Source organism: Mycobacterium marinum, assembly GCF_003391395.1.
In the GTDB taxonomy this organism is placed as follows: Bacteria; Actinomycetota; Actinomycetes; order Mycobacteriales; family Mycobacteriaceae; genus Mycobacterium; species Mycobacterium marinum.
On the sequence record NZ_CP024190.1, the window covers coordinates 884,798 to 899,952 of the forward strand.

Here is a 15,155-nt window from a genome sequence, read left to right on the forward strand (position 1 = left end):
CCTACAGGCAACGGCGTAGTGCGAGAACGGGTCTCCCTCGCGCCGCAGCGTCAGCACTGTCGTGGGGTGCTGAAATTTACCAGGGCGTAGATGAGACCGGTAACCGAGTCCCGTGGGCACGCAGGTCCCATCTCGTGGCGCCTGCTGCCGCTGTGCGCGACGGCCTAGCGGGGGTTGTCCAGCGGTACGCCAAGCGCGGTGATTGTCGCCGCCAACGCATCGTATTGGGTTGCCAGCAGGCAGAACTCGATCAACCGGCGGCGGTTGAGGTGAATCTCGAGCTGCTCCCAGGTGGCGGGTGTGACCGATCGGTTTTTGATCAGTTCATCGGTGGCAGTGAGCAGCGCCTGTTGCCGGGAGCTGAGGACCCTTCGGGGGCCGTCTCCCTGTGGAGCGTCAGGCCACGCGAAGATCGTGGCCTGCGCCTGGGCGTCCAGCCCGGCGGCGCGCGCCATCCGGCGGTGATGCTGCAGCTCGTACTCGCAGGACCGCAGGTGCGCTACCCGCAGGATCACCAACTCGGTATCGATCCTCGGTAGCCGTCCGTGCAGCAGACGCCCCGAGTAGATCGCCCAGGTCCAGAACAGGTACTGCCGGTAGCCCAGCGCGGTGAACAAGTGCATTTCCGGCGCCCGGACCGAACGGGCGGCCAGCTTGGCCAGCGCCCAGTTGACGGGCCCGAGCTGGCGGATGCCGCCCGACGGGATGCGTGCCACCTGGTCCCCAGTCATGGCTGCTTCACCAGGTAGGGGGACACGGTGCTGCGATGCTCGTCGAGATCGAGTGCGCGCCCGAGGGCGGGGAATGCCCGTTGGGGACAGTTGTCGCGTTCGCAGACTCTGCAACCGGCGCCGATCGGCGTGGCCGCGATATTCGGATCGCCGGACAAATCGAGTCCTTCCGAGTAGACGAGCCGGTGCGCGTGGCGAAGTTCGCAACCCAACCCGATCGCGAACGTTTTACCCGGCTGACCATACCGGGCTGCACGACGCTCGACGGTCCGGGCCACCCACATGTAGTTACGGCCATCGGGCATCTGCGCGATCTGCACCAGGATCTTGCCCGGGTTGGCGAAGGTCTCATAGACGTTCCACAGCGGGCAGGTTCCGCCGCTGGAAGAGAAGTGAAAACCCGTGGCGGACTGCCGTTTTGACATGTTGCCGGCACGGTCGACCCGGATGAACGAAAACGGGACGCCGCGCATCGACGGTCGCTGCAGCGTCGAGAGCCGGTGCGCGATGGTTTCATAGCTCACCGAGTAGAACGCCGACAGCCGCTCGACGTCGTAGCGGAAATTCTCGGCGACGTCATGAAACTGGCGGTAGGGCAGTACCGCGGCCGCGGCGAAGTAGTTGGCCAGTCCGAGGCGCGCCAGCGTGCGTGACTCATCACTGGTGAACTTGCCGTCGGTCACCATGGCATCGATCAGATCGCCGAACTCGAGATAGGCGAGCTCGGCGGCCATCTTGAACACCTGCTGGCCCGAGGCGAGGTGATTGCTGATTTCCAGCGTCTTGGTCGCGGGGTCGAAGCGATGCAGCACCGTGTCACCCAGATCGATCCGTCTGGTGATTCGCACGCCGTGCACCTCGGTGAGGCGGCGCGTCAGCTCGCTGCGCAGATCGCCATGGTGCAACCGCATCTGGATTGTCAGGTCCTCGGCCGCGGCGTCGAGCTCGTGCAGATAGTTCTGGCGTTGGTAGAAGTAGTCGCGCACCTCTTCGTGGGGCATGGTGATCGACCCGGTACCGCTGCCGTCGGAGTAGCGCTCCTCGGTAGCGGCGGCCAGCTGTGCGGTGGTGATTCGGTAGCGGCGGTGCAGGTTGACCATTGCGCGGGCCAGGCTGGGATGCGCGCTGACCATTTCGGCGACTTCGGTCGGGTCGACGCTGATGTCCAGATCCCGGTCCATCGTCACCTCGCGTAGCTCGGCGACCAGCCGAGTGTCGTCTTGCGAGGAGAAGAAGGTGGCGTCGACTCCGAATACCTCAGTAATGCGCAGCAGCACCGCCACCGTCAGTGGGCGAACGTCGTGCTCGATCTGGTTGAGGTAGCTCGGCGAGATTTCCAGTAGCTGGGCGAGCGCGGCCTGGCTGAAGCCCCGCTCGTTACGGAGCTGGCGGACCCGCGAGCCGACGAACGTCTTGGACACGCAAGCGAGCCTAGTGAGACAGGTCGGGTCATGTGAAGGCCTGGTTAGCAGAGTTGGCACGCCGACGGGGATAGGTAGTCGATTGGTGTTTCCGGTGCGTCGTTGGCATGATTCGCAACGAGACTCCCAGGGATTAGCTGGGGTTCACGCTAGGAGGAAACGGGGAGTTAAGCCGTGAGCCTGGACAAAGAAATGATGCCGGTGCCGGACGGTCACCCCTCGGTGTTCGATCGTGAGTGGCCGCTGCGCGTCGGCGATATCAACCGCACCGGAAGGTTGCGGTTGGACGCGGCATGCCGGCACATCCAGGACATCGGTCAAGACCAGCTGCGGGAGATGGGTTTCGAGGAAACCCATCCACTCTGGATCGTTCGGCGCACCATGGTCGACCTGATCCGCCCCATCGAATTCCAGGACATGCTGCGGTGTCGGCGTTGGTGTTCGGGAACCTCCAACCGGTGGTGTGAGATGCGCGTTCGCATCGATGGTCGCAAAGGCGGGCTGATCGAGTCGGAGGCGTTCTGGATCCACGTTAATAAGGAAACCGAGATGCCGGCGCGCATCGCCGACGACTTCCTGGCGAGTCTGCACAAGACCACCGCCGTGGAGCGGCTTCGCTGGAAGGGCTACCTCAAGCCCGGTAGCCGCGACGATGCAACCGAGATACACGAGTTCCCGGTCCGGGTCACCGACATCGACCTGTTCGACCACATGAACAACTCCGTGTACTGGAGCGTGATCGAGGACTACCTGGCCTGCCACAGCGAGTTGCTGCAGGCGCCGCTGCGCGTCACCATCGAGCACGAGGCGCCGGTCGCGCTGGGCGACAAGCTCGAGATCATTTCGCACGTTCACCCGGCCGGCTCCACCGATAAGTTCGGCCCGGGTCTGACCGACCGCACTGTTACAACTCTCACATATGCGGTTGGCGACGAGACGAAAGCCGTCGCCGGACTCTTCTCGCTTTAACCGGACAAGCGTACGGGTAAATCCCCCTTGACCTGCGAATTTTAGTTACCGGCGGGTAGCTTCTGTAACGGTTCAGTAATCTCCCGGCTTCGCAAGCTTTGCAAAATGGCTGGAAGTCGTAGCCGAAATTTGCAAGTGAAATGGGTGGACCAGGGGGAATGGGCTATGTCATGGTCGTGTTAGCACACGAGTGAAGTTGAGTCCACGGAGAACTTTCTAGACGTCTTCTAGAAGCTCTCTAGGCCGCCGCCCGGCGGTGGTGGTCTCAGAAATTCAGCAATGTAGTGACCGTAAAAGGAGCCGTCCAATGTCTGTCGTTGGCACCCCGAAGAGCGCTGAGCAGATCCAGCACGACTGGGACCACAACCCCCGGTGGAAGGGCATCACCCGCACCTACACCCCGCAAGACGTCGTCGCCCTGCAGGGCCACGTCGTCGAGGAGCACACCCTGGCCCGTCGCGGCTCCGAGGTGCTCTGGGAGCAGCTGCATGACATGGACTTCGTCAACGCGCTGGGCGCGCTGACCGGCAACATGGCCGTCCAGCAGGTGCGTGCCGGCCTGAAGGCCATCTACCTGTCGGGCTGGCAGGTCGCCGGTGACGCCAACCTTTCCGGCCACACCTACCCGGACCAGAGCCTGTACCCCGCCAACTCGGTGCCGCAGGTCGTCCGTCGTATCAACAACGCGCTGCTGCGCGCTGACGAGATCGCCAAGGTCGAGAACGACCGCTCGGTCGACAACTGGCTGGTGCCGATCGTCGCCGACGGTGAGGCCGGTTTCGGTGGTGCGCTCAACGTCTACGAGCTGCAGAAGGCCATGATCGCCGCCGGTGTCGCCGGTTCGCACTGGGAGGACCAGCTGGCCTCGGAGAAGAAGTGTGGCCACCTGGGCGGCAAGGTGCTGATCCCCACCCAGCAGCACATCCGGACCCTGACCTCGGCCCGTTTGGCTGCCGACGTTGCCGATGTCCCGACCGTGGTCATCGCCCGGACCGACGCCGAAGCGGCCACCCTGATCACCTCCGACGTTGACGAGCGGGACCGCCCGTTCATCACCGGCGAGCGCACCAAGGAAGGCTTCTACCGGATCAAGAACGGTCTGGAGCCCTGCATCGCCCGCGCCAAGGCCTACGCGCCCTTCTCCGACCTGATCTGGATGGAGACCGGCACCCCGGACCTGAAGCTGGCCAAGCAGTTCGCCGAGGGCGTCAAGGCGGAGTTCCCCGACCAGATGCTCGCCTACAACTGCTCGCCGTCCTTCAACTGGAAGAAGCACCTCGACGACGAGACCATCGCCAAGTTCCAGAAGGAGCTGGGTGCGATGGGCTTCAAGTTCCAGTTCATCACCCTGGCCGGCTTCCACGCCCTGAACTACTCGATGTTCGATCTGGCCTACGGCTACGCCCGCAACCAGATGTCGGCCTACGTCGAGCTGCAGGAGCGGGAGTTCGCCGCCGAGGAGCGCGGCTACACCGCAACCAAGCACCAGCGTGAGGTGGGTGCCGGTTACTTCGACCGCATCGCCACCACGGTGGACCCGACCTCGTCGACCACCGCGCTTGCCGGTTCGACCGAAGAGGGCCAGTTCCACTGAGCTGACTGATTGCCGAGCAGACGCAGACTCGCACTTCTGCAGCGCAGTTGATGTGAGTTTGTGTCTGCTCGCCAGGGAAGTTGACAGCGTAGGCCCCGCCCAGCCAACCTGGGCGGGGCCTATTGCAATGCGTCACAAAATCGATTCGCGGGAGAGAAAATAGATGGGCAGCGATGCAGCAATCCAGCGAGTAGGGGTTGTCGGTGCCGGACAGATGGGATCCGGCATTGCGGAGGTCTCGGTGCGTGCCGGCGTCGAAGTCACGGTGTTCGAGACCACCGAGGCGTTGATCACCGCGGGCCGCAACCGCATCGTCAAGTCGCTGGAGCGTGGCGTCAGCTCAGGCAAGGTCACCGAGCGTGAGCGTGACCGCGCCCTGAGCCGGCTGACGTTCACCACCGACCTGAATGACCTGGCCGACCGGCAGCTGGTGATCGAGGCCATCATCGAGGACGAGGCCGTCAAGACGAAGGTCTTTGCCGACCTCGACCGCGTGGTCACCGATCCTGACGCGGTGCTGGCGTCGAACACGTCGAGCATCCCGATCATGAAGGTTGCCGCGGCCACCAAGAATCCGCGGCGAGTGCTGGGGCTGCACTTCTTTAATCCGGTACCGGTGCTTCCGCTGGTCGAGTTGGTCAGCACGCTGGTCACCGACGACGCCGCCGTGGCTCGCACCGAGGAGTTTGCTAGCGCGGTGCTCGGGAAACAGGTGGTGCGCTGTTCGGATCGCTCCGGCTTTGTGGTGAACGCACTCCTGGTGCCGTATCTGTTGTCGGCGATCCGCATGGTGGAGGCCGGATTCGCTACCGTCGAAGACGTCGACAAAGCGGTTGTTGCCGGGCTGTCTCATCCAATGGGCCCGCTGCGGCTTTCCGATCTTGTCGGCTTGGATACCCTGAAGTTGATTGCCGACAAGATGTTTGAAGAATTCAAGGAACCGCATTATGGTCCGCCGCCACTGTTGTTACGCATGGTAGAGGCGGGTCAGTTGGGTAAGAAGTCGGGCCAAGGCTTTTATACCTACTGAAATTTTCAGCTGCCTCACATGCGGCTCACGTGAAGGTCACAGCCCTGAGGTGGCGTCGTTGCAGTCGTGTGACAGGCGTTTTGAACATCGGGTAGTATTTGCCCTGGATCGACAGATGAGAGGTAGTTTTCCGGAATGACCGAGCTGAGGCCGTTTTACGAAGAATCGCAATCAATCTACGACGTTTCGGATGAGTTCTTCGCGCTATTTCTAGACCCGACGATGGCGTACACCTGTGCGTACTTCGAGCGGGACGACATGACGCTGGAGGAGGCGTCCAACGCAAAGTTTGACTTGGCGCTGGGCAAGCTGAACCTCGAGCCCGGGATGACTTTGCTCGACATCGGCTGCGGCTGGGGCGGCGCGCTGCAGCGGGCGGTAGAGAAGTATGACGTCAACGTCATCGGTATCACGCTGAGTCGCAATCAATTCGAGTACAGCAAGGCCAAGATGGCCAAGATCCCCACCGAGCGCACCGTCGAGGTGCGGCTGCAGGGATGGGAAGAATTTGAGGACAAGGTCGACCGCATCGTCACCATCGGCGCTTTCGAAGCGTTCAAGATGGAGCGCTACGCGGCCTTCTTCGAGCGCTCGTACGACATTCTCCCCGACGACGGCCGGATGCTGCTGCACACGATTCTCACCTATACGCAGAAACAGTTTCATGAGATGGGCGTCAAGGTGACGATGAGCGACGTCCGATTCATGCGATTCATCGGCCAAGAGATATTTCCCGGCGGACAGTTGCCGGCGCAGGAAGATATTTTCAATTTTGCGCAGGCGGCCGGATTTTCCGTTGAAAGAGCGCAATTGCTGCAGCAGCATTACGCGCGGACGCTAAACATCTGGGCGGCGAATCTGGAGGCCAGGAAGGAAGAGGCCATCGCCATGCAGTCCCAGGAGATCTACGACAAGTACATGCACTACCTGACGGGGTGCGAGAACTTCTTCCGCAAGGGCATCAGCAACGTGGGGCAGTTCACCTTGGTCAAGTAGGTCACCCAGACCTGGAAGTACGCGGTACGCCCGGCGGATGATTCCGTCGGGCGTTTCTGCGTCAATTGGGGGGTGTCAGACGGGTCAAGCTGGGGCGGCGGGGCCGCGGCGCGATACACCAAGACACTCGCAAGCGCTCATGTGGCCGGCGCACGGCCCGTTCCCGAAAACGCCAACACCAAGCCGCCGATCGCGTCCCGCGGAACGCGACCGGGCGGCTAGCCGGTGTGGCTACTTCTCCAAAGTGAACTGATCGATGTCCGTGTAGCCCTGGCGGAACAGCTTCGCGCAACCCGTGAGGTACTTCATGTAGCGGTCGTAGACCTTCTGCGACTGGATGGCGATGGCCTCTTCCTTCTTGGCTTCCAGCGCGGCGGCCCAGATTTCCAGCGTCCGTGCGTAGTGCAGTTGCAGCGACTGCACCCGAGTCACCTTGAAGCCCGCCGCGGTCGCGTGCTCTTCGACCGTCGGGATTGTTGGCAGCCAGCCGCCGGGGAAGATCTCGGCGAGGATGAATTGTGAGAAGTGCACGATTTCGTGGGTCAGCGTCAGCCCCTTCGCCCGGGCCTCCTTGAAGGTGGGGCGGGCGATGGTGTGCAGCAACATGATTCCGTCGGCCGGCAGCGCTTGGTAGGCCATCTTGAAAAAGTGCGCGTAGCGCAGGCGGCCGAAGTGTTCGAAGGCGCCGATCGAGACGATGCGGTCGACGGGCTCGTCGAACTTCTCCCACCCTTCCAGCAGCACCCGACGGCTGCGGGAGGTGTCGATCTGGTCGAACATCTGCTGAACGTGGGCGGCCTGGTTCTCCGACAACGTCAGGCCGACAACATTGACGTCGTACTTCTCAATGGCACGCCGCATCGTGGCGCCCCAGCCGCAGCCGATGTCCAGCAAAGTCATCCCGGGCTCGAGGTTCAGTTTGCCCAGCGCCAGATCGATCTTGGCGACCTGCGCCTGCTCGAGGGTCATGTCGTCACGCTCGAAATATGCGCAGCTATAGGTCTGGCTCGGGTCGAGAAATAGCCGGAAGAAGTCGTCAGACAAATCGTAATGGGCTTGCACATTGCCAAAATGCGGCGTGAGCTGGACGGACATAGTGATGGAGCCTTTCTGTTCCACAGGGCTTAGCTCAGCGCACCCTGGCGTGCCCCCCGGTTGCCCCCATGAATGGTAGCTGCTTTACAGCGGTGCAGAACCCACGCCGGTATCCGGCGGATATCGCGGGTGCCTGGTAGGAGGCTAGGCAGTTGCCTAGTCGTCCACCCGTGGGGGCACGATCGGCGACGGGTGCGGCTGGTCACGGAACTTCTCCAGAGAGCCGCCGGCCTCCACGATGCCGCACAGTGCGCTCCAGCTCAGCATTGTCAGGTAGTCGATGAGTTCGTCGCTGGTCATCCGCGGGTCCGACATCCAGGAGTGGGTAGCCAGCTGCACACCGCCGACGATCAGGTATGCCCACGGTTCCACGCCGCCGGTGTCCATCCCGGCCTCGGCCATGCGCCGGCGCAGCATCACCGCGAGCATGCGGGCGATGATGCGCTCCGAGTCGGCGATGACTTTGCTCTTGCTGGCCGAGCTGTTGGCCATCACGAACCGATACGGTTCCGGTTCGGCGGCGACGGTTTCGACATAGACCCGGATGATCTCGCGGGCCAGGTCGAAGCCGTCCAGGTTGGAGGACAGCGCTGCCGCCATGTTGGGGATCAAGGTGGTTTGCGCAAAGCGCATCATCACCGCGGTCGTCAGATCGTTCTTGTCGACGAAGTAGCGGTAGAGGACCGTCTTGGAGACCCCGATCTCGGCCGCGATCTCATCCATGCTCAGGAAGCGGCCGTGTCGGCGGATCGCGACGATCGTGCCGTCGACAAGCTCGTTGCGCCGCTCCACCTTGTGTTGGTGCCAGCGCCGCTTGCGACCATCTGTTTTCCCCGTCATAGCCGGGATACGCTCTACCACTTTCTGCTGGTTTCCACTTACTAGACGCCCTTGATACTACGGCTTGTGCAGTTACATATGGCGCATCGGCGGTGCGTGCGCGAGGCCCCACAACAGTGCAGTCACACTAACCCGTGGCAGTTATAGCGGATGATGGTGTGGTGGCACACAGAGCCGAGCCTTCGAGTTCGCCGCCGGCATCGATACACCGGATGTCTTTTGCTGAGTCGTTCGCCGGCGCCGATCCGCAGGCAGATGCGGTCCGGCGGGTGGGCCTGCGGCGGATGAAACTGGTGGCGCTGGGGTTCCTCGTCGGCGCCAGCATCGTGTTCCTGGCATGTCGGTGGGTGCAGGCTCAAGGTGGGGCGCCGCTGTGGGTCGGGTACCTCGGTGCCGCCGCGGAGGCTGGCATGGTCGGTGCGCTGGCCGACTGGTTCGCCGTGACCGCGCTCTTCAAGCATCCACTGGGGATCCCGATCCCGCACACTGCGATCATCAAACGCAAGAAAGACCAGCTGGGCGAGGGGCTGGGCACGTTTGTCCGGGAGAACTTCCTGTCGGCCCCGGTGGTGGAAACCAAGTTGCGCGATGCGCAGGTCCCCAGCCGGCTGGGGAAATGGCTCGCGGATTCCGGGCATGCCCAACGGGTGGCGGCCGAGGCCGCCACGGTGCTGCGGGTGCTGGTGGAGCTACTGCGCGACGATGATGTCCAGCACGTGATCGACCGGATGATCGTGCGTCGTATCGCCGAGCCGCAGTGGGGTCCGCCGGTGGGGCGGGTGCTGCAGACCGTCCTGGCCGAGAACCGGCAGGAAGCCCTGATCCAGCTGCTGGCCGACCGTGCCTTTCAGTGGTCACTGAACGCGGGGGTGATCATTCAGCGGGTGGTCGAGCGCGACTCGCCAACTTGGTCGCCGCGATTCGTTGACCACATGGTTGGCGACCGCATCCACCGCGAGTTGATGGATTTCACCGACAAAGTTCGGCGCAACCCCGATCACGAACTGCGCCGTTCGGCGACCCGCTTCCTGTTCGAGTTCGCTGACGATCTCCAGCACGATCCGAGCACCATTGCGCGCGCCGACACCATCAAAGACCAGTTGATGGCCCGCGACGAGGTCGCCAATGCCGCGGCGACCGCATGGAAAACCATCAAGCGGCTGGTGCTCGAGGGCGTTGACGACCCGTCCAGCGTCTTGCGCAGCCGGATCGCCGAAACGGTGGTCCGAATCGGCGAATCACTGCGCGACGACGGCGAGCTGCGCGACAAGGTGGACGACTGGATGGTGCGGGCGGCGCAGCACTTGGTCTCGCAGTATGGGGTCGAGATCACGGCAATCATCACCGAGACGATCGAGCGTTGGGACGCCGAGGAAGCCAGTCGGCGCATCGAACTACATGTCGGCCGTGACCTGCAGTTTATTCGGATCAACGGCACGGTTGTGGGGGCGCTGGCCGGTTTGGTGATCTTCGCTATCGCGCACTTGCTGTTCTGAGGGTGCTAACAAGCGCTTGCAAAAGCAAGCACCTCTCCGTACCCTTGGGTGCGTAAACGACTACCACTAGCGAAGGAGTGCACCGATGCCGGGGGAGGAAAAGCTGGGCGCCAAGGTGTCTGCGGTGTCCTCTAAGGCCTCCGATATTGGCAGCTTCATCAGGACGCAACGCGAGAATGCGCACGTCTCGATGCGGCAGCTTGCGGAGCGCTCCGGTGTCAGCAATCCTTACCTGAGCCAAGTCGAGCGTGGGCTGCGCAAGCCGTCCGCTGATGTCTTGGCCCAGATTGCGAAGGCGCTGCGGGTATCCGCCGAGGTCCTTTATGTGCGTGCCGGGATTCTCGAACCGAGCGAGACCAGCCAGGTGCGTGACGTCATCATCACCGACACGGCCATCACCGAGCGTCAAAAGCAAATTCTGTTGGATATCTATGCGTCGTTTACCCAGCAGAACGAAGCCGTCCGTGAGGAGTGTTCGAGCCCATCTGAAATTGACGATTGATTAAAGTGGTCGGCCGCCAGATGTGAGATTGGCGACGTCTAGAGCGCCGGCCGTCGGGTAACTCAATAGGGATAGACGTTGCGAATGCGCCGTTGAGTACGCGTCTGCGGGTTTGTGTGACCGGCAATCGCGAACCGCGGGAACGGGTTCTGACCAGCGAAAAATCAGGCCTGTATTGGCAACTGGAAACTGGACCGTCCACCGATCCGACGACTCAGGAGGTTCCCCGCAATCCGCGCGTTACGGCAATCCGTGGGTCTTGACTATTCCCCCTGAGGAGCCGACGCTTGCCCCAACTTCCATTTCAAGTCTCGATAGCGCCAATAACGACAAACAATCCATGAAAGGAAACAACATGGCTGAAAACACGAACATCGAGGACCTGCGGGCGCCGCTGCTTGCCGCGCTCGGTGCCGCCGACCTGGCTCTGGCCACCGTCAACGACCTGATCGCCAACCTGCGTGACCGCGCCGAAGAGACCCGCACCGACACCCGTAGCCGGGTCGAGGAGAGCCGCGCTCGCCTGACCAAGCTGCAGGAGGACCTGCCGGAGCAGTTCACCGAACTGCGTGAGCGTTTCACCTCCGACGAGCTCCGCAAGGCCGCCGAGGGTTACCTGGAGGCCGCCACCGGCCGGTACAACGACTTGGTTCAGCGCGGCGAGGCCGCCCTGGAGCGGTTGCGTAGCCAGCCGGCCTTCGAGGACGCGTCGGCTCGCGCCGAGGGGTACGTGGACCAGGCTGTGGAGCTGACCCAGGAGGCGCTGGGCACCGTCGCGACGCAGACCCGCGCCGTCGGTGAGCGCGCCGCCAAGCTGGTCGGCATCGAGCTGCCGAAGAAGGAAGAACTCGAGGCTCCCGCCAAGAAGGCTCCCGCCAAGAAGGCTCCGGCCGCCAAGAAGGCTCCGGCCAAGAAGGCTCCGGCCAAGAAGGCTCCGGCCAAGAAGGTCACCCAGAAGTGATTCGGCCCGAGCTCAGCTCGGACCGATAACATTCACGATTCGACTCCGAGTCGCCCAGTCGGGCGGCTCGGAGTCGGCGTTTTTGGACCGCGAGTCGCCGGTAAGGCGGCTCGGAGTCGACGTTTTGGCCAATGCCCGCATAGTCTTTAGGGGTGAGCCAACTCGTAGGTACCGTCCTGTTGGTCCTGCAGATCGCCGTCCTGGTAACGGCCGTGTACGCGTTTGTGCATGCAGCGCTGCAGCGGCCTGACGCCTATACCGCCGCTGACAAGCTGACCAAGCCGGTGTGGTTGGTGATTCTCGGCGCGGCTGTGGCACTGACTTCCATCCTGGGCTTCGTCTTCGGCGTGCTCGGGATGGCGATAGCCGCGTGTGCGGCCGGGGTCTATCTGGTCGACGTGCGGCCCAAGCTGCTCGAGATTCAGGGCAAATCCCGCTAGCCGGATGAAAGTCCTGTTGGCCGCGCCAGTCGCGGTGCTTATCGCCTTGCTGAGCGCGCCTGATGCTGCGGCCGACGCTGGTGCCGGAGATGTCGGCGCCGCGCGACCAGTTCCTTCGCCGCCGTTCGTGGATCACGCCGAATGGGCGCAGTGGGGGTCATTGCGCGGCCTGCGCGTGTTCCCGACGTCCGCCGGGCGCGCGGCCGCCAGCCAGTTCGGCATGACCGCCGCGGCCGCGGCGGAGGCGTGGGCGGAGGTACTGGCGTTGGCTCCGGAGGCCGACACCCCCGGCATGCTTGCACAGTTCGTCTGTCACTGGGATTTCGCCGAGGTCGCAGCACCCGGCAAGAGCAGCTGGAATCTCGAGCCGTGGCGCCCGGTGGTCGACGACGCCGAGATGATTGCCTCAGGCTGCAATCCGGGCGGCCCTGAAGAGGCCGAACTTTCACGGGCGGTTGTGTCGTCTGCAGACGGGGGTCAGTCTTGATGCCGGGCCAACCAACCCGAGACCAGGTGGCGGCGTTGGTGGATCACACCCTGCTCAAGCCCGAGGCTACTGCCGCCGATGTGGTGGCCCTGGTGGCAGAAGCCGCCGACCTCGGCGTTTACGCGGTATGCGTTTCGCCGTCGATGGTGCCCACCGCGGTGTCGGCCGGCGGCGTGCGGGTAGCCACGGTGGCGGGTTTCCCGTCGGGCAAGCATGCCTCGGCGATCAAGGCGCATGAGGCGGCGCTTGCCGTTGCCTGCGGTGCCGTTGAGGTCGACATGGTCATTGATGTCGGTGCCGCGCTGGCCGGGCACCTCGACGCGGTGCGGTCCGACATCGAGGCGGTGCGTTGCGCGACCTCCGGGGCGGTGCTGAAGGTGATCGTTGAGTCGGCGGCGCTATTGGGTCTTTCCGACGAGTCCACGCTGGTCGGCGTGTGCCGGGCCGCCGAGGACGCCGGAGCGGACTTCGTCAAGACGTCTTCCGGCTTTCATCCCGCAGGCGGCGCCTCGACGCGAGCCGTCGAAGTGATGGCCAGCGTCGTCGGCGGACGACTCGGGGTCAAGGCCAGCGGCGGCATCCGGACCGCCGCCGACGCGGTCGCGATGCTCAGTGCCGGCGCAACCAGGCTGGGCCTGTCCGGCACCCGGGCGGTCCTCGAGGGGCTCGGCCAGAACTGATCTGCGGTTACACCGCGCTCAGAGGTTGGCGAAACAGGGATTCTGGCTGCCGGTCGGGATGGTGGCGTTGCGAGTGGAGAAGTGGCTGACCACACCGGTCGTGGTGACTTGAACGCTGTCCGCGTGGATCCCCAGCGGATAGTTCCTGGTCAAGTCTGCGGTGAAGTCGTTCAGTGTCGACTGCACCGCTTCCTTCGGCAGTGAGAAGCCCAGCGTATTGAAGCTCACGATCTGCAGCTCCAACCCCTTGCCGGACACCACCGGCCTGGCGATGATGTCGTTGAGCATGCCCTTGAGTTCGATGGTGCCGTCGGCGGGGTGGGTCACCACGCTGTTGGTGACGAACTCGCCGAGTATCGGGATCGCGTTCTGCACCGATTCCTTGATGCCATCCGATGTCCAGGAAATGGTGGCATCCAGTGCTCCGAGCGTCCCCGCGGAGTTCGGCGTGCTCTTGAGATGGACATCTTGAATGCTGATTCGCAGTTTCATGCCCTTGGCGTCACGCACCTGGTTGCCCGCGGTTTCGACCGTGATGTTGGTGAAGTGGCGAGTTGCCAACTGCCACAACAACAAGGGTGCCACGCCGAACGACGCGGTGGCCTTGTCTTTGACCTCGCATGCCACCGCGGCGGCAACCTTGCCGTTGGCGACATGGCGAGCGTAGAGCTCGCTGGCGATCACGCCGGCGAGGACCAGCGAGAACACGATGATCAGGATCAAAAAGATGGATAGTGGGTCCCGACGTGAGCGTCGTTTGCGCGTTCCCGCCAGCGGCTCTTCCTCTGGCGTGGCAACCGAAGTCGTCTTACTTGCGCTCGAGGCGGGTGGAGAAGTGGATTCCGGCCGCCGTGAATCGGCGTTGCTGGCGGCGATGGGCTCCGTCTGCTGCGGGCCGATGCCGGCCATCGTCGGCGGCTCTTGCTGGGGGTTAGCGGGCTCGCCCGAACGGAATGGCCCGCCAGACGGGTCAACCGGGGACGGGGGCCGGCCAAGGGGGCCTTGATTGCTGGGACGCGACCAAGTCGACGGGCCCTCGTTGGGTGGGCCTTGCGGGTTCGTCACCTACGCGATTGTGCCTTATCAGTCTGAGTGAAGCGCGATTGGTTGCGCAGCACTCCTATGTTGTCGCGTGCCGCACCTACCTTGGCGAGGTCGATGTCGGCGACAACGAGTTGCGGGTCCGACCCCGCTGACGCCACCACTTCACCCAGCGGGGAGACGACCAGGCTGCCGCCCACTCCTCGCGGTGCACCGGAGCCTCCGCCCGGATCCGACGAGGTGTCTCCCGGGTCGGCCTGACCCGCCGCGGCCACATAACTGGCCGAATCCAGGGCCCTGGCGCGGGCCAGTAGCGTCCACTGGTCGAGTTTGCCAGGGCCTGAGCCCCAGGAGGCGCTGACCACGATCAGTTCGGCGCCGCGCCGAGCCAGCTCGGTGTAGAGGGCCGGAAAGCGGATGTCGTAGCAAACTGTCAAACCGACCTGGACGTCGTCGACCGTGATCACTACCGGCTCGTGTCCGGGCGCGACGGTACGCGACTCGGCAAAGCCGAAGGCGTCGTAGAGGTGGATCTTGTGGTAGTGGTCATCTGGCTGATTCGGCGTGCCCGGACCCGCTGCGAGCAGTGTGTTTGATACCCGTCCGGCATCGGCGGGGGCAAACATCCCCGCCACCACCGTTATTCCGGTCTGGGCGGCGATCCGGCGCACCCCGTTGGCCCAGGGGCCGTCCAGGGGCTGTGCGACGGGTCCCAACGGGACGCCGAACCGGCACATGGTCGCTTCGGGGAACACCACCAGCCTGGCGCCGGCATCCGCCGCCCGCTCGGCATAGTCACGCACCAGCTCAAGGTTTGCTGTTGGGTCAGTGCCACTGAGAATCTGTGCCAGCGCGATTCGCATAGCAGCCAG

General features: G+C 63.6%; 16 protein-coding genes. 10 read left to right on the forward strand and 6 right to left on the reverse strand.

Going from position 1 to position 15,155, the window contains the following annotated elements; genetic code table 11:
• Positions 1 to 164: 164 nt before the first annotated feature.
• Both CCUG20998_RS03705 and ramB read right to left on the reverse strand, forming a co-directional pair.
• Positions 165 to 731 carry a carboxymuconolactone decarboxylase family protein gene (locus CCUG20998_RS03705; protein ID WP_012392733.1) on the reverse strand — a complete coding sequence of 189 codons (567 nt, stop codon included), beginning with the start codon at positions 729 to 731 and terminating at the stop codon, positions 165 to 167.
• Positions 728 to 2,152 carry an acetate metabolism transcriptional regulator RamB gene (gene ramB / locus CCUG20998_RS03710; RefSeq protein WP_012392734.1) on the reverse strand — a complete coding sequence of 475 codons (1,425 nt, stop codon included), beginning with the start codon at positions 2,150 to 2,152 and terminating at the stop codon, positions 728 to 730. Before ramB ends, CCUG20998_RS03705 begins: the two co-directional genes overlap by 4 nt.
• 174 nt (positions 2,153 to 2,326) lie before the next feature.
• On the opposite strand from ramB, the gene CCUG20998_RS03715 reads away from it, so the two are divergent.
• From CCUG20998_RS03715 to CCUG20998_RS03730, 4 genes are all read left to right on the forward strand, one after another.
• Positions 2,327 to 3,121, forward strand: a complete 795-nt coding sequence (locus tag CCUG20998_RS03715; protein ID WP_015354445.1) for an acyl-[acyl-carrier-protein] thioesterase — start codon at positions 2,327 to 2,329, stop codon at positions 3,119 to 3,121.
• A gap of 307 nt (positions 3,122 to 3,428) precedes the next feature.
• A complete protein-coding gene (gene aceA / locus CCUG20998_RS03720; protein ID WP_012392736.1) occupies positions 3,429 to 4,715 on the forward strand; it encodes an isocitrate lyase in 1,287 nt (428 codons plus the stop codon).
• A 163-nt stretch (positions 4,716 to 4,878) separates the two neighbouring features.
• A complete protein-coding gene (locus CCUG20998_RS03725) occupies positions 4,879 to 5,745 on the forward strand; it encodes a 3-hydroxybutyryl-CoA dehydrogenase (RefSeq protein WP_020731747.1) in 867 nt (288 codons plus the stop codon).
• Between the two features lie 135 nt (positions 5,746 to 5,880).
• Positions 5,881 to 6,741, forward strand: a complete 861-nt coding sequence (locus CCUG20998_RS03730) for a cyclopropane mycolic acid synthase family methyltransferase (RefSeq protein WP_012392738.1) — start codon at positions 5,881 to 5,883, stop codon at positions 6,739 to 6,741.
• 231 nt (positions 6,742 to 6,972) lie between these two features.
• On the opposite strand, the gene pcaA is transcribed toward CCUG20998_RS03730, so the two are convergent.
• Positions 6,973 to 7,836 (reverse strand): cyclopropane mycolic acid synthase PcaA, encoded by an 864-nt coding sequence (pcaA, locus tag CCUG20998_RS03735; protein WP_020731748.1) that lies wholly within the window; start codon positions 7,834 to 7,836, stop codon positions 6,973 to 6,975.
• Positions 7,837 to 7,992: 156 nt separating this feature from the next.
• The gene (locus CCUG20998_RS03740) at positions 7,993 to 8,697 is read right to left on the reverse strand and encodes a TetR/AcrR family transcriptional regulator (RefSeq protein WP_012392740.1); all 705 of its coding nucleotides are present in this window, start codon (positions 8,695 to 8,697) and stop codon (positions 7,993 to 7,995) included.
• A 137-nt stretch (positions 8,698 to 8,834) separates the two neighbouring features.
• Between CCUG20998_RS03740 and CCUG20998_RS03745 the strand changes: the two genes are divergently transcribed.
• From CCUG20998_RS03745 to deoC, 6 genes are all read left to right on the forward strand, one after another.
• Positions 8,835 to 10,172: a DUF445 domain-containing protein gene (locus CCUG20998_RS03745; RefSeq protein WP_020731749.1), complete on the forward strand. Its 1,338-nt coding sequence runs from the start codon at positions 8,835 to 8,837 to the stop codon at positions 10,170 to 10,172.
• Between the two features lie 85 nt (positions 10,173 to 10,257).
• Positions 10,258 to 10,674, forward strand: coding sequence for a transcriptional regulator HbhR (gene hbhR, locus CCUG20998_RS03750; protein WP_012392742.1), 417 nt, complete (start codon positions 10,258 to 10,260; stop codon positions 10,672 to 10,674).
• A 355-nt stretch (positions 10,675 to 11,029) separates the two neighbouring features.
• Positions 11,030 to 11,635 carry a heparin-binding hemagglutinin HbhA gene (gene hbhA, locus CCUG20998_RS03755; protein WP_012392743.1) on the forward strand — a complete coding sequence of 202 codons (606 nt, stop codon included), beginning with the start codon at positions 11,030 to 11,032 and terminating at the stop codon, positions 11,633 to 11,635.
• 152 nt (positions 11,636 to 11,787) lie between these two features.
• The gene (locus CCUG20998_RS03760; RefSeq protein ID WP_012392744.1) at positions 11,788 to 12,075 is read left to right on the forward strand and encodes a DUF2516 family protein; all 288 of its coding nucleotides are present in this window, start codon (positions 11,788 to 11,790) and stop codon (positions 12,073 to 12,075) included.
• A 4-nt stretch (positions 12,076 to 12,079) separates the two neighbouring features.
• Positions 12,080 to 12,562, forward strand: coding sequence for a DUF2599 domain-containing protein (locus CCUG20998_RS03765; RefSeq protein ID WP_038578806.1), 483 nt, complete (start codon positions 12,080 to 12,082; stop codon positions 12,560 to 12,562).
• Entirely contained in the window at positions 12,562 to 13,242 is a 681-nt protein-coding gene (gene deoC, locus CCUG20998_RS03770) for a deoxyribose-phosphate aldolase (protein WP_103654009.1), read from the forward strand. The genes CCUG20998_RS03765 and deoC overlap by 1 nt, the downstream gene beginning before the upstream one ends.
• Positions 13,243 to 13,260: 18 nt before the next feature.
• Here deoC and CCUG20998_RS03775 read toward each other — a convergent pair whose 3' ends face one another.
• The gene (locus CCUG20998_RS03775) at positions 13,261 to 14,307 is read right to left on the reverse strand and encodes an LmeA family phospholipid-binding protein (RefSeq protein ID WP_012392746.1); all 1,047 of its coding nucleotides are present in this window, start codon (positions 14,305 to 14,307) and stop codon (positions 13,261 to 13,263) included.
• A complete protein-coding gene (locus CCUG20998_RS03780) occupies positions 14,304 to 15,146 on the reverse strand; it encodes a carbon-nitrogen hydrolase family protein (protein ID WP_020731754.1) in 843 nt (280 codons plus the stop codon). Before CCUG20998_RS03780 ends, CCUG20998_RS03775 begins: the two co-directional genes overlap by 4 nt.
• Between the last annotated feature and the right edge of the window lie 9 nt (positions 15,147 to 15,155).